This is a genomic window from Rhodobacter capsulatus SB 1003, from assembly GCF_000021865.1.
In the GTDB taxonomy this organism is placed as follows: domain Bacteria; phylum Pseudomonadota; class Alphaproteobacteria; order Rhodobacterales; family Rhodobacteraceae; genus Rhodobacter; species Rhodobacter capsulatus_B.
The window spans coordinates 793,834-806,335 of sequence record NC_014034.1 but is presented as its reverse complement, the minus strand read 5'-3'; the positions used below and the strand labels follow the sequence as shown (position 1 = coordinate 806,335).

The 12,502-nt window shown below is 65.0% G+C and carries 11 protein-coding genes; all 11 read right to left on the bottom strand.

Annotated elements, in window-relative coordinates; all coding sequences use genetic code 11:
- Positions 1-60 precede the first annotated feature (60 nt).
- The 11 genes from sdhA to RCAP_RS03630 all read right to left on the bottom strand — a co-directional run bounded on the left by sdhA (position 61) and on the right by RCAP_RS03630 (position 12,502).
- Entirely contained in the window at positions 61-1,866 is a 1,806-nt protein-coding gene (gene sdhA / locus RCAP_RS03680) for a succinate dehydrogenase flavoprotein subunit (RefSeq protein ID WP_013066477.1), read from the bottom strand.
- A 16-nt stretch (positions 1,867-1,882) separates the two neighbouring features.
- Positions 1,883-2,284 carry a succinate dehydrogenase, hydrophobic membrane anchor protein gene (gene sdhD / locus RCAP_RS03675; RefSeq protein ID WP_013066476.1) on the bottom strand — a complete coding sequence of 134 codons (402 nt, stop codon included), beginning with the start codon at positions 2,282-2,284 and terminating at the stop codon, positions 1,883-1,885.
- Positions 2,285-2,294: 10 nt separating this feature from the next.
- Positions 2,295-2,693 (bottom strand): succinate dehydrogenase, cytochrome b556 subunit, encoded by a 399-nt coding sequence (gene sdhC / locus RCAP_RS03670; protein ID WP_013066475.1) that lies wholly within the window; start codon positions 2,691-2,693, stop codon positions 2,295-2,297.
- Positions 2,694-3,032: 339 nt separating this feature from the next.
- The gene (locus tag RCAP_RS03665) at positions 3,033-4,070 is read right to left on the bottom strand and encodes a MaoC family dehydratase (protein WP_013066474.1); all 1,038 of its coding nucleotides are present in this window, start codon (positions 4,068-4,070) and stop codon (positions 3,033-3,035) included.
- A 1-nt stretch (position 4,071) separates the two neighbouring features.
- Positions 4,072-4,275 (bottom strand): DUF1737 domain-containing protein, encoded by a 204-nt coding sequence (locus RCAP_RS03660; protein ID WP_013066473.1) that lies wholly within the window; start codon positions 4,273-4,275, stop codon positions 4,072-4,074.
- Positions 4,272-4,838, bottom strand: coding sequence for an NnrU family protein (locus RCAP_RS03655; RefSeq protein ID WP_013066472.1), 567 nt, complete (start codon positions 4,836-4,838; stop codon positions 4,272-4,274). Before RCAP_RS03655 ends, RCAP_RS03660 begins: the two co-directional genes overlap by 4 nt.
- 10 nt (positions 4,839-4,848) lie before the next feature.
- The gene (locus RCAP_RS03650) at positions 4,849-5,715 is read right to left on the bottom strand and encodes an HpcH/HpaI aldolase/citrate lyase family protein (protein WP_013066471.1); all 867 of its coding nucleotides are present in this window, start codon (positions 5,713-5,715) and stop codon (positions 4,849-4,851) included.
- 135 nt (positions 5,716-5,850) lie between these two features.
- A complete protein-coding gene (gene lpdA / locus RCAP_RS03645) occupies positions 5,851-7,239 on the bottom strand; it encodes a dihydrolipoyl dehydrogenase (protein WP_013066470.1) in 1,389 nt (462 codons plus the stop codon).
- A 127-nt stretch (positions 7,240-7,366) separates the two neighbouring features.
- Entirely contained in the window at positions 7,367-8,920 is a 1,554-nt protein-coding gene (odhB, locus tag RCAP_RS03640; RefSeq protein ID WP_013066469.1) for a 2-oxoglutarate dehydrogenase complex dihydrolipoyllysine-residue succinyltransferase, read from the bottom strand.
- A 1-nt stretch (position 8,921) separates the two neighbouring features.
- Positions 8,922-11,891 (bottom strand): 2-oxoglutarate dehydrogenase E1 component, encoded by a 2,970-nt coding sequence (locus RCAP_RS03635; RefSeq protein WP_013066468.1) that lies wholly within the window; start codon positions 11,889-11,891, stop codon positions 8,922-8,924.
- Between the two features lie 242 nt (positions 11,892-12,133).
- On the bottom strand, positions 12,134-12,502 hold the full coding sequence (locus tag RCAP_RS03630; RefSeq protein WP_013066467.1) for a hypothetical protein: 369 nt from the start codon (positions 12,500-12,502) through the stop codon (positions 12,134-12,136).

Sequence of the window (12,502 nt, the reverse complement as noted above, 5' to 3'; positions counted from 1 at the left end):
CCGCAACCGGCCAGGGCAAGCCCCGCCGCCGCGATCCCATATGCCCAGACCCGCGCCATCTCAGAAGGTCCGCGCTTTCGGCGCGATCTTCGCCAGGCTGATGCCGCCTTCCGCCTCGGTGGTCAGCGGTTCGGTGATCACCGGGCGATAGCTCAGGTCGACCTTGTTGTCCTCGACCCGCATGATCGAGTGCTTGCGCCAGTTCACGTCGTCGCGCGTCGCGTGGTCTTCCGAGGCATGGGCGCCGCGGCTTTCCTTGCGGGCTTCGGCGCCGACGATGGTGGCCAGCGCGTTCGGCATCAGGTTGGTCAGTTCCAGCGTTTCCATCAGGTCGCTGTTCCAGATCAGCGAGCGGTCGGTGACCTTCAGATCGGCGACCTTGGCCGCGATCTCGGTCATCTTCGCCTTGCCCTCGGCCAGGGTCTTGTCGGTGCGGAAGACCGCCGCATCGGCCTGCATCGTGCGCTGCATTTCCAGCCGCAGATCGGCGGTGGGGGTGTGGCCCTTGGCATGGCGCAGCCCGTCGAAGCGGGCAAAGCACTTGTCGACCGAGGCCTGGTTATAGGCCGCCGGACGCGCCTTCGGATCGACGATTTCCCCCGCCCGGATCGCCGCGGCACGACCAAAAACCACAAGGTCGATCAGCGAGTTCGAGCCAAGGCGGTTCGCCCCATGCACCGAGGCGCAACCGGCCTCGCCCACGGCCATCAGACCGGGCACGATCGCATTCGGATTGTCCGCCGTCGGGTTCAACGCCTCGCCCCAGTAGTTCGTGGGAATGCCGCCCATGTTGTAGTGGACGGTGGGCAGAACCGGGATCGGCTCCTTGGTGACATCGACGCCGGCAAAGATCTTCGCCGATTCCGAGATGCCGGGCAGACGTTCGGCCAGCGCCTCTTTCGGCAGGTGGCTGAGGTTCAGGTGGATGTGGTCCTTGTGCTCGCCCACACCGCGGCCTTCGCGGATTTCCAGCGTCATGCAGCGCGAGACATAGTCGCGCGGCGCCAGATCCTTGTAATGGGGCGCATAGCGTTCCATGAACCGCTCGCCCTGGCTGTTGGTCAGATAGCCGCCCTCGCCGCGCGCGCCTTCGGTGATCAGGCAGCCCGAGCCATAGATGCCGGTCGGGTGGAACTGCACGAATTCCATGTCCTGCAGCGCGAGGCCCGCCCGCGCCACCATCCCGCCGCCGTCGCCGGTGCAGGTATGGGCCGAGGTGGCCGAGAAATAGGCGCGGCCGTAACCGCCCGTCGCCAGCACGGTCATCTTGGCGTTGAAGACGTGGAAAGTGCCGTCATCGAGCTTCCAGCAGACGACGCCTTGGCAGACGCCATCCTCGGACATGATCAGGTCGAGCGCGAAATATTCGATGAAGAATTCCGCGTTGTTTTTCAGCGACTGACCATAAAGCGTGTGCAGGATGGCGTGGCCGGTGCGGTCGGCCGCCGCACAGGTGCGCTGCACCGGCGGGCCGTCGCCGAATTCGGTGGTGTGACCGCCGAAGGGGCGCTGATAGATCTTGCCCGCCTCGGTGCGCGAAAACGGCACGCCGTAATGTTCGAGCTCATAGACCGCCGCCGGGGCGGAGCGGGCCAGATATTCCATCGCATCGGTGTCGCCGAGCCAGTCCGAGCCCTTGACGGTGTCGAACATGTGCCATTGCCAGCTGTCCGGGCCCATGTTGCCCAAGCTGGCCGCGATGCCGCCCTGCGCCGCCACGGTATGCGAGCGGGTCGGGAAGACCTTGGTCACGCAGGCGGTGCGCAGCCCCTGTTCGGCCATGCCCAGCGTTGCCCGCAGGCCCGCGCCACCGGCACCGACCACCACCACGTCATAGTTGTGGGTTTCGTAAGTATAGGAAGCCATTGTCCGGTTGCCCCTGTCAGTTCGTGATCTGTTGCGCCGCGGCGGCAAGGAACATCATCTTCGCCAGCGCATAAAGCACCAGGGCCGAGATCAGCCACGACAGCGAATAGACGAAGATCACCAGCCCCTTGCGCAGGCTGCCCTGGGTGTAGTCTTCCAGCATCACCTGCGCGCCCTTGGCGAAATGGCGCATGCCGACGATGGTGACCAGCGCGGTCAGGATCGCCGGGAAGGGCCGGGCGAAATAGGCCTGAAGCTGGGCCTGATCCATGCCGATGGCATGGCCGAAGACGAAGATGAAGGCGGGCACCAGAAAGGCCAGCGCCACCGAGGACATCGTCATCCACCAGAAATGCTCGGTCCCGGACCCCGAGGCCCCCTTGCCGACGGCGCGTTTGCGATCGGTCAGATAGCGCATGGTTGCCTCCTCAGAAAATCGCCAGAATGATGAGCGTCAAAAGCGTCAGCACCACCGAGCCGATGATCGCCCCCCAGCCGAGTTTCTCGGCGGTTTCGATATCCAGCCCCTTGCCGGTGTCCCACAGCAGATGCCGCAGCCCGGTCAGGTAGTGATACCACATCGCCCAGGCCATGCCCGCGAAGATCAGCCAGCCGAGCCAGGAGGTGACGATCCAGTTCACGAAGCCGAAATAGCCGGGGCTGGAGACGGCGGCGATCAGCCACCAGGCGCCAAGCAGGAAGCCCGCAATCAGCGCGTTGCCGGTGATCCGGGTCAGGATCGAGCTCATCGACGTCATCTGCGGACGGTAATACGGGCCGATCATGAAGGGGGAAAGGGGTCGCTCGACCCGTTTCGGTTCAGCCATTTGGGGTCCCTCACTCGCTGGGCCGTCTGCGCGGGCCAGAGAGTGGAGGCAGACGGGTTGGCCGGAATTGTGAGACCTGAATAGGCGGTCACGGCGGCCAAGTCACGCATTCAGATCAAATTTCGCCTTTGCAGTTGCAAAAAAACGCCGGAAATTCTGCTTTGTGATCACAAAATCGGACAATGCGCAAATGTCGTCCGGTAACATTCGGATGCCGCTTTTCGTCCCGGGCAAGGCCGCCTGCGGCCCGCGGCCTGCGCGCCAAACGGAAGGGGCGGAAACCGCCGCCGGTTTCCGCCCCTCCCGCGCCGACTCGGCCGCCCGCGGCCGGATTTGCGATCACAAAGGCATCAGCGCCCAGTAATCGAGATCCAGAAGCACCTCGGGCAGGTATTTCCCGTCCGCGCCTTTCAGCGCAAAGGGCGCCGCGCCCTGTTTCACCGCGACCAGCCGCAGCCGGATCGCGCCGACGCCCGGGGCCCCGGTTTCGGCCTTGTCCAGAACCTCGGACCAGGCCTTGACGGTATCGCCCGCAAAACAGGGGTTGGCATGGGCGCCGCCGTTCAGCGCCACGATCATCTGCGCATTCGCCAGACCGTTGAACGACAAGGCCCGGGCCATCGAGATGACGTGACCGCCATAGATCAGCCGCTTGCCATCCTCGCGGAAGGTGGCGTCGAAATGCACCTTGGCGGTGTTCTGCCACAGCCGGGTGGCCAGCATGTGCTCGGCTTCCTCGATCGTCACGCCGTCGACGTGATCGATCTTTTCGCCGATCTCATAGTCCGCAAGCCGATGCGGCTCTCCGGCCAGGGTGAAGTCGTAATCTTCAAAGCTCAGCCCCTCGGGGATCACCAGATCCTCAGCCGGAACGACCTTGCGCAGCTCGGGCAGCACGGCTTCGGGCGCGGGGCTGGCGGCGTCGCGTTTGCGCACCATCACCCAGCGGACATAATCGAGCACCACCTCGTCATTCTGGTTGAGGCCCTGGGTGCGGACATAGACATTGCCCGACTTGCCGTTCGAGTTTTCCTTGATCCCGATCACCTCGGACACCGAACGCAAGGTATCCCCCGGATAGACCGGAAGCAGCCAGCGCCCCTCGGCATAGCCGAGGTTCGCCACCGCATTCAGCGAGACATCGGGAACGGTCTTGCCGAAGACGGTGTGGAAGGCCAGAAGATCATCAAGCGGCGAGCCATCGAGCCCGCAAGTGGCGGCGAAGACGTCGCTGGAATAGAGCGCATGCCGGGCCGGATAAAGCGCGTGGTAAAGCGCCCGTTCCCCCTCGGCCACGGTGCGGGGCACGGCATGCCCGATCACCTGCCCCACCGCGTAATCCTCGAAGAAACGGCCCGGATTCGTCTTCGTCGCCATCTTACTGCTCTCCCAGTTTCAGATCGGGGTGATATTCGCCCGGCACATCCTTCACCACCGCCTGCGCGCAGCGCATCACGCCGCGCGTCGCGTCGAAGCCATAGGCGGGATCGCCGTGAAGCTCCCAGCCCTTCGACAGCGCCATCGACACCTTGTGACAGAAGGCCGAGGTGTCATCCTCGGTCAGAAGGCGGTAAAGCTTCATGGATAGGTCCCCAGAAACAGGCTGTGCCCCAGGATCAGCCCGTGCAGCCAGACGATGATGCCATAGAACAGCAGCGTGCCGATCAGGTTCTTCAGGTCGCCCATCAGCGAGCCCGGTTTCGGCCGCTTCCACGGACCGGCGAGGTTGATCAGCACCATCTCGGTCACGGCCCAGACCCCCAGCGACCCGAACAGGATCACCGAGACATAATCGCCATTCACCAGCAGATGCGAGACCGCCCACAAAAGCATGCCGGTCAGCATCGGATGGCGCATCTTGTCGATCAGGATCGAGCGCGATCCGCTGACACCGAAGAGATAGATGGCCACCAGCATCAGCAGGTTGTTCAGATGGCCGATCCCCGGCAGGGGCGTGTAAAGGTTGTCGTCGGGCGTCACCTCGACCGAGCGGTAACCGATCACCATCAGCGCGGTGCCGATCAGGATCAGCGCCGCGTCGATCGCCTTGATCTGCGGCAGCAGCATCAGATGCCGGTGCGGCGCCAGGCGCTTGAAGGAATGGGGCAGCACCCAAAGCAGGATGCCGAGGATCATCAATGACATGGCTTGCCTCTCAACTTGCGAGTGCGGCAATCGCCTCCGCTTTCGCAAGGACCTGCCGCGCCGTCACGATATGCAGGTTTTCGACGATCTTTCCATCCACAACCGCAACCCCCTGGCCCTCGGCTTGCGCCGCGTCAAAGGCGGCGATCTGGCGCCGGGCGAGATCGATCTCGGCCTCGGAGGGGGCAAAGGCGGCATTGGCGATGTCAAGCTGCGCCGGGTGGATCAGCGTCTTGCCGTCAAAGCCCATGTCGCGGCCCTGATCACATTCGGCCTTCAGCCCCGCGTCATCCTTGAAGGCATTGTAGACGCCGTCGACGATGATCTTGCCAAAGGCCTTGGCGGCGAGCAGGCAGAGGCCGAGCCCGGTCTGCAGCGGCAGGCGATCGGCGCGGAAGCGGCATTGCAACTCCTTGGCCAGATCGTTGGTGCCCATCACCATGCCTTCAAGCCGCGGATGCGCCGCGATGTCGGCGGCGTTCAGCATGCCCAGCGCGGTTTCCATCATCGCCCAAAGCGGCACGGCGGGGATCAGGTTCGCCACCGCATCCAGATCGGATTTCGTGCTGACCTTGGGGATCAGAACGGCGTCGATCTTCACGCCGTCCTTCAGCGCCGCCGCCATCGCCAGCGCATCCTCGCGGCCCCAGTCGCTGTCCAGCCCGTTGATCCGCACGATCCGCATCCGCGCGCCGAAATCGGCCTCGCGCAGCGCCTTGATCAGGATGGCCCGGGCATTGACCTTTTCATCGACCGCCACCGCATCTTCCAGATCGAAGATGATCGCGTCGCAGGCAAGACCCGTCGCCTTTTCCAGCGCCCGTTCCTTGGAGCCGGGGATGTAAAGCACCGAACGGGTGGGGCGGGCAGCGGTCATGATTCTCTCCTCGCAACAATCTTGCGCGATGAAGCACAAGCCGGACAGATTCAGCAAGACCAGATTTGCCGCAGTGCAGAGATTTGGCTTTGGCGGTCAGAAAGCGGCCCCGGCCGAAGCCGGGGCCGGTCGGTTTCAGGCGTGGATCGCGCCGTCGCCACAGGCCAGCGCGGCCTCGCGCACGGCTTCCGAATAGGTCGGATGCGCATGGCAGGTCAGCGCCAGATCCTGCGCCGAGGCGCCGAATTCCATCGCCACGCAGATTTCATGGATCATGTCGCCCGCCGAAGGGCCGATGATATGGGCGCCCAGAATCCGGTCCGTCGCCGCATCGGCCAGGATCTTCACGAAGCCCTCGGCCTGGAACACGGCTTTCGCCCGGCCGTTGCCCATGAAGGAGAATTTGCCGACCTTGTAGGCCCGGCCTTCCTGTTTCAGCGCATCCTCGGTCTTGCCGACGGCCGCCACCTCGGGCGTGGTGTAGATCACCCCGGGGATGACGTCGTAATTCACATGGCCATGCTTGCCCGCGATCACCTCGGCCACGGCCATCCCCTCATCCTCGGCCTTGTGGGCGAGCATCGGACCCACGATCGCATCGCCGATCGCATAGAGGCCGGGCACATTCGTCGCCCAATGGCTGTCGGCCTTGACCTGCCCGCGCGGCAGCATCTCGACGCCCAGCGCCTCGAGCCCCAGCCCCTTGGTGAAGGGCTTGCGGCCGGTGGCGACCAGCACCACCTCGGCCTCGATCGCATGGGCGCTCTCGTCCTTGCGCAGGGTGTAGCGCACGGTGTTCTTGCCCTTGGCCTTGTCGACGCCCTGCACCGCGGCACCCAGCACGAATTTCAGCCCCTGACGAGTCAGGATGCGCTGCAGCCCCTTGGCCACCTCGGCATCCATGCCGGGCGTGATCGCATCGAGATATTCGACCACCGTCACTTCGGCACCGAGCCGCGCATAGACCGAGCCAAGCTCCAGCCCGATCACGCCCGCACCGATCACCACCATCGATTTCGGCACCTTGGCGAGCGACAGCGCCCCGGTCGAGGTCACCACCGTCTGCTCGTCAATCTCGATGCCCGGCAGGCCCGAAGATTCCGAGCCGGTGGCAATGACGATGTTCTTCGCCGTATGGACCTCGTCGCCGACCTTCACCTGACCCGGCGCCGGGATCGAGCCCCAGCCGCGCAGATAGGTCACCTTGTTTTTCTTGAACAAAAACTCGATGCCCTTGGTGTTGCCGTCGATCACGTCCTGCTTGTAGGACTGCATCTTCGCCCAGTCGACCTTCACCTTGGCGCCCATCAGGCCCATTTTCTCGAAGTTCTCGTGCACTTCGTGCAGCTCATGCGTGGCATGCAGCAGCGCCTTGGACGGGATGCAGCCCACGTTGAGACAGGTGCCGCCCAAAGCCCCGCGTCCCTCGACGCAGGCGGTCTTGAGCCCCAGTTGCGCGCAGCGGATGGCACAGACATAGCCGCCCGGGCCGCCGCCGATGATGATGACGTCGAATTCTGCCATGGTCATTCCCCTGACGAATGGCGGGGGGCGCTGCCCCCCGGGCCCCCCGGGATATTTTCAGCAAGATGAAAGGGGAGCGGTTTGCAGGAAGGGGGCGGATCGCCGCCCCCTGCGGCATCGGGAAGGATCAGAGATCCATCAGCAGGCGGCGCGGGTCTTCCAGCGCTTCTTTCACCCGGACAAGGAAGGTCACCGCGCCCTTGCCGTCGACGATGCGGTGGTCGTAGCTCAGCGCCAGATACATCATCGGGCGGATCACGATCTGGCCGTTCACCACCACCGGCCGGTCCTGGATCTTGTGCATGCCAAGGATGCCCGATTGCGGCGGGTTCAGGATCGGGCTCGACATCAGCGAGCCATAGACGCCGCCGTTCGAGATGGTGAAGCTGCCGCCCTGCATCTCCTGCATCGTCAGCTTGCCGTCACGGCCGCGCTTGCCCAGTTCGGCGATTTCGCGCTCGATATGGGCGAAGCCCTTCTGATCGGCGTCCCGCACCACCGGCACCACAAGGCCCGAGGGCGTGCCCACGGCCACGCCCATATGGACGTAGTTCTTGTAGATGATGTCGCCGCCGTCGATCTCGGCGTTCACCTCGGGGATTTCCTTCAGCGCGTGGCAGCAGGCCTTCACGAAGAAGCCCATGAAGCCGAGCTTGACCCCGTGTTTCTTTTCGAACTGGTCCTTGTAGACGTTGCGCAGGTCCATCACGCCCGACATGTCCACCTCGTTGTAGGTGGTCAGCATCGCGGCGGTGTTCTGCGCGTCTTTCAGACGGCGGGCGATGGTGGCGCGCAGGCGGGTCATCTTCACCCGTTCCTCGCGCGCCGCATCCTCGGCCGGGACCGGGGCGCGCGGCACGGTGGCGGGCGGCGGCGCGATCGAGACCTGCGCCGTCGCGACCGGCGCCGGGGCCGCAGGGGCCGGGGCGGCGGCCGGGGCAGCGGCGGCGGCGGCCACGTCCTCCTTCATGATCCGGCCATCGCGGCCGGTGCCGGTGACCTGATCGGGGGTCAGACCCGCTTCGGCCATCGCCTTTTTCGCCGCGGGGGCATGTTCGACATCCTTCGCGGGCGCCGCCGGGGCGGGCGCGGGGGCGGCCGCCGCAGCGGCCGGGGCTGGAGCCGCGGCAGACCCCGCCGCCAGGATCGCCAGACGACCGCCCGCCGCGACCGAGGCGCCCTCGGGGGCGAGGATCTCGCTCAGCACGCCCGCCGCCGGGGCCGGAACCTCGACCGAGACCTTGTCGGTTTCAAGCTCGCACAGGATCTCGTCCTGCGCGACGGCATCGCCCGGCTTCTTGAACCAGGTGGAGACAGTGGCTTCGGCAACGCTTTCGCCCAGCGCGGGGACCATGACATCCGTCATCTTGACCTCTTGAACAGTCGGCGCGGCGATTTGAGGGGCTGCCGGGCCTTCGGATTTGGGTTGCGCGGGCGGCATCGCGCCCGCGGACAAAAGCACGGCCAGCAGGGCGTTCACCGCCACCGTCTCGCCTTCCTTGGCGACGATCTCGCTCAGCACCCCCGCTGAGGGGGCGCGGACTTCGACCGTCACCTTGTCTGTTTCAAGCTCGCAAAGCATCGCATCGGCCACGACCATCTCGCCCGGTTTCACGAACCAGGTGGCGACGGTGGCCTCCGAGACGCTTTCCCCAAGCCCGGGAACGCGGATCTCGGTCATCTCAGCCCTCCAGCGCGTCTTGGACGAGCGCGTCCTGCTCGGCCTTGTGGCGGCTTGCCAGACCCGTCGCGGGCGAGGCCGAGGCGGCACGGCCCGCATAACGCGCCCGGCCATGCTTCGCCCCGATCTTCGCAAGCACCCATTCCAGGTTCGGCTCGATGAAGCTCCAGGCGCCCTGGTTCTTCGGCTCTTCCTGACACCAGATGATCTGCGCCTCCTTGAAGCGGCCCAGTTCCGTCACCAGCGAATGCGCCGGGAAGGGGTAAAGCTGCTCGATGCGCAGGATGTAGACATCCTCCAGACCCCGCTTGTCGCGTTCGGCCAGCAGGTCGTAATAGACCTTGCCCGAACACATCACGACGCGGCTGATCTCGGCATCGGGTTTCGTGGTCATCTCCGAATTGCCGTGATGCTGCGCATCGGCATCGTCCCACATCACGCGCCGGAAGAAGGAGCCGGTGGTGAATTCCGCCGCGGTCGAGGTGCACAGCGGATGGCGCAGCAGCGATTTCGGCGTCATCAGGATGAGCGGCTTGCGGAAGTTGCGGTGGATCTGCCGGCGCAGGATGTGGAAGTAGTTCGCCGGCGTCGAGCAGTTCGCGACGATCCAGTTGTCTTCCGCGCTGAGTTGCAGATAGCGTTCAAGCCGGGCCGAGGAATGTTCCGGCCCCTGCCCCTCGAAGCCATGCGGCAGCAGGCAGACAAGCCCCGACATCCGCAGCCATTTCCGCTCGCCCGAGTTGATGAACTGGTCGAACATGATCTGCGCGCCATTGGCGAAATCGCCGAACTGCGCCTCCCACAGCGTCAGCGCGTTGGGCTCCGCCAGCGAATAGCCATACTCGAAGCCAAGCACGGCATATTCCGAAAGCATGCTGTCGATGACTTCGTATTTCGCCTGACCGGGCTTGATGTGGTTGAGCGGATAATAGCGTTCCTCGGTCGCCTGATCGATCAGCCCGGAATGGCGCTGGCTGAAGGTGCCCCGCGTGCAGTCCTGCCCGGCCAGACGCACCGGGAAGCCCTCGGCCAGAAGCGAGCCGAAAGCCAGCGCCTCGGCCGTGGCCCAGTCAAAGCCCTTGCCGGTTTCGAACATCGCCTTTTTCGCCTCCAGCTGGCGGGCGACGGTCTTGTGGATGTCGAAATCCTCGGGGTAGGAGGTCAGCGCCTTGCCCACCTCGGCCATCAGTTCGGGCGAAATCGGGGTGACGCCCGCGTCGTAATCCGAGCTTTGCCGGTCAAGGTGCTTCCAGCGGCCGTCAAGCCAGTCCGCCTTGTTCGGGCGGAAGGTCTTGCCCGCCTCGTATTCCTCGTTCAGCTTCGCCTGGAAGGCCGCCTTCATGTCCTCGATCTCGCCCTCGGGGATGAGACCGTCGGCGACCAGACGTTCGGTGTAAAGCTGCAGCGTGGTCTTGTGGCCCTTGATGTTCTTGTACATCGCCGGGTTGGTGAACATCGGCTCGTCGCCTTCGTTGTGACCGAAGCGGCGGTAGCAGAAGATGTCGATGACCACGTCCTTGTGGAATTTCTGCCGGAATTCCGTCGCCACTTTCGCGGCATGCACGACGGCCTCCGGGTCGTCGCCGTTGACGTGGAAGATCGGCGCCTCCACCATCAGCGCGATATCGGTCGGATAGGGCGAGGTGCGGCTGAAATGCGGCGCCGTGGTGAAGCCGATCTGGTTGTTCACGACGATATGGATGCAGCCGCCGGTGCGGTGCCCCTTGATGCCCGAAAGCTGCAGACATTCCGCCACGATCCCCTGCCCGGCAAAGGCCGCATCGCCATGCAGCAGCACCGACAGAACCTGGGTGCGGTCCTCGTCATGGGCCTGATCCTGCTTGGCGCGGACCTTGCCCAGAACGACCGGGTTCACCGCCTCAAGGTGAGAGGGGTTCGCGGTCAGCGACAGGTGCACGGTGTGGCCGTCAAACGAGCGGTCCGACGAGGCGCCAAGGTGATATTTCACGTCGCCCGAACCGTCCACGTCTTCGGGCTTGTAGGAGCCGCCCTGAAATTCGTGGAAGATCGCCCGGTAGGGTTTCGCCATCACCGTGGCCAGAATGTTCAACCGGCCGCGGTGCGGCATGCCGATGACCACTTCCTTGAGGCCAAGCGCGCCGCCGCGCTTGATGATCTGTTCCATCGCCGGGATCAGCGCCTCGCCGCCATCCAGGCCGAAGCGCTTGGTGCCGGTATATTTCACATGCAGGAATTTCTCGAAGCCCTCGGCCTCGACCAGCTTGTTCAGGATGGCGCGGCGGCCTTCGCGGGTGAAGGCGATTTCCTTGCCGTAGCCCTCGATCCGCTCTTTCAGCCAGGCGGCTTCCTCGGGGTTCGAAATATGCATGTATTGCAGCGCGAAGGTGCCGCAATAGGTGCGCTTGAGCACGTCGAGGATCTGCCGCATCGAGGCGACCTGCAGACCCAGCACGTTGTCGATGAAGATCATCCGGTCCATGTCGGCTTCGGTGAAACCGTAAGAGCGCGGATCCAGTTCCGGGTGCGACTCGCCCGAGCGCATGCCCAGCGGATCCAGATCGGCGATCAGGTGACCGCGGATCCGATAGGCGCGGATGATCATCAGCGCGCGGATGGAATCGAGCACCGCCCGCTTGATCGCCTCGTCCGAGACCTGCACCCCCGCGGCCTTCACCGCCGCCGCCAGCTTCTCGGCCGCGGCCTTGTTTTCCTTGGGCGCGACGGGCATCGGCCATTCGCCGGTCATCGCCGCCGTCAGATCGTCATTGGGGGACGGCGGCCAGTCGGCGCGGGCCCAGCTCGGCCCGTGGGCCGAGCGCTTGGCGTCAAGTTCCGTGTCGCCCAGGCTTTCGAAGAAGGACGCCCAGTTCGGATCGACCGAGGTCGGATCGGCGGCATAGCGGGCGTAAAGCTGTTCGACATAATCCGCGTTCGCCCCTTGCAGGAAGGACGAAGCGTGGAACTGGTCGTTCGGTGTGTGATCGTTCATGGGATGATCCTTGCGAGATCGGCTGCGGGACGGCCAAGCGGCCGGAGGGAACGGGGGGCCCGGCGGCGCGACACCGCCGCGCCAGAGCGGATCAGGCGGAAAGACGACGCGCGCCCGGCCCCGGGCCGCAGCGCAGCCGCAGCGACGCCGCCGCCGGGCAGGCCGCGGCAATTGGCCGGAAGAGGATCGGAACGAGCGTGAGGGGACGCATCGACTTTCCTTTCATGTCAAGGCTTTGGCGCCTAGTTGCACGCCACCACCAGCGCCTTCATGCCGGGGACGCGGTCCCCGGGATCGGTCACATACGAGCTTTTCAGGCTTTTGCCATAATAGCGGCAGAGCCGGTCCGGCGCGGCCGTCACCGCGGCCTTGTTGGCCGCGAACAGATCGAAATAGACGTAGGAACGCGTCGCATCGCCCGAGATCGCGGCGACGGCGTCGCTGTTGATGCCGGTCATCCGCGCGAAATCGGCCTTGGCCCGGTTGTCGACCGGGATCGGCGGGGCAAGGCCGGGGGCGGCGGCGGCGGGCAGGTCGGGTCCGGTCTCCATGCAGGCGGAGAGCGACAGCATCAGAAGGGCGGCCAAAAGGGCCGATGCGGAACGGTGCAT

Excerpts from the sequence above, each read along its gene's own strand:
- sdhA (WP_013066477.1), bottom strand. The coding sequence starts at position 1,866 with ATGGCTTCCTATACTTACGAAACCCACAACTATGACGTGGTGGTGGTC.
- sdhD (WP_013066476.1), bottom strand. The coding sequence starts at position 2,284 with ATGCGCTATCTGACCGATCGCAAACGCGCCGTCGGCAAGGGGGCCTCG.
- sdhC (WP_013066475.1), bottom strand. The coding sequence starts at position 2,693 with ATGGCTGAACCGAAACGGGTCGAGCGACCCCTTTCCCCCTTCATGATC.
- RCAP_RS03665 (WP_013066474.1), bottom strand. The coding sequence starts at position 4,070 with ATGGCGACGAAGACGAATCCGGGCCGTTTCTTCGAGGATTACGCGGTG.
- RCAP_RS03660 (WP_013066473.1), bottom strand. The coding sequence starts at position 4,275 with ATGAAGCTTTACCGCCTTCTGACCGAGGATGACACCTCGGCCTTCTGT.
- RCAP_RS03655 (WP_013066472.1), bottom strand. The coding sequence starts at position 4,838 with ATGTCATTGATGATCCTCGGCATCCTGCTTTGGGTGCTGCCCCATTCC.
- RCAP_RS03650 (WP_013066471.1), bottom strand. The coding sequence starts at position 5,715 with ATGACCGCTGCCCGCCCCACCCGTTCGGTGCTTTACATCCCCGGCTCC.
- lpdA (WP_013066470.1), bottom strand. The coding sequence starts at position 7,239 with ATGGCAGAATTCGACGTCATCATCATCGGCGGCGGCCCGGGCGGCTAT.
- odhB (WP_013066469.1), bottom strand. The coding sequence starts at position 8,920 with ATGACCGAGATCCGCGTTCCCGGGCTTGGGGAAAGCGTCTCGGAGGCC.
- RCAP_RS03635 (WP_013066468.1), bottom strand. The coding sequence starts at position 11,891 with ATGAACGATCACACACCGAACGACCAGTTCCACGCTTCGTCCTTCCTG.
- RCAP_RS03630 (WP_013066467.1), bottom strand. The coding sequence starts at position 12,502 with ATGCACCGTTCCGCATCGGCCCTTTTGGCCGCCCTTCTGATGCTGTCG.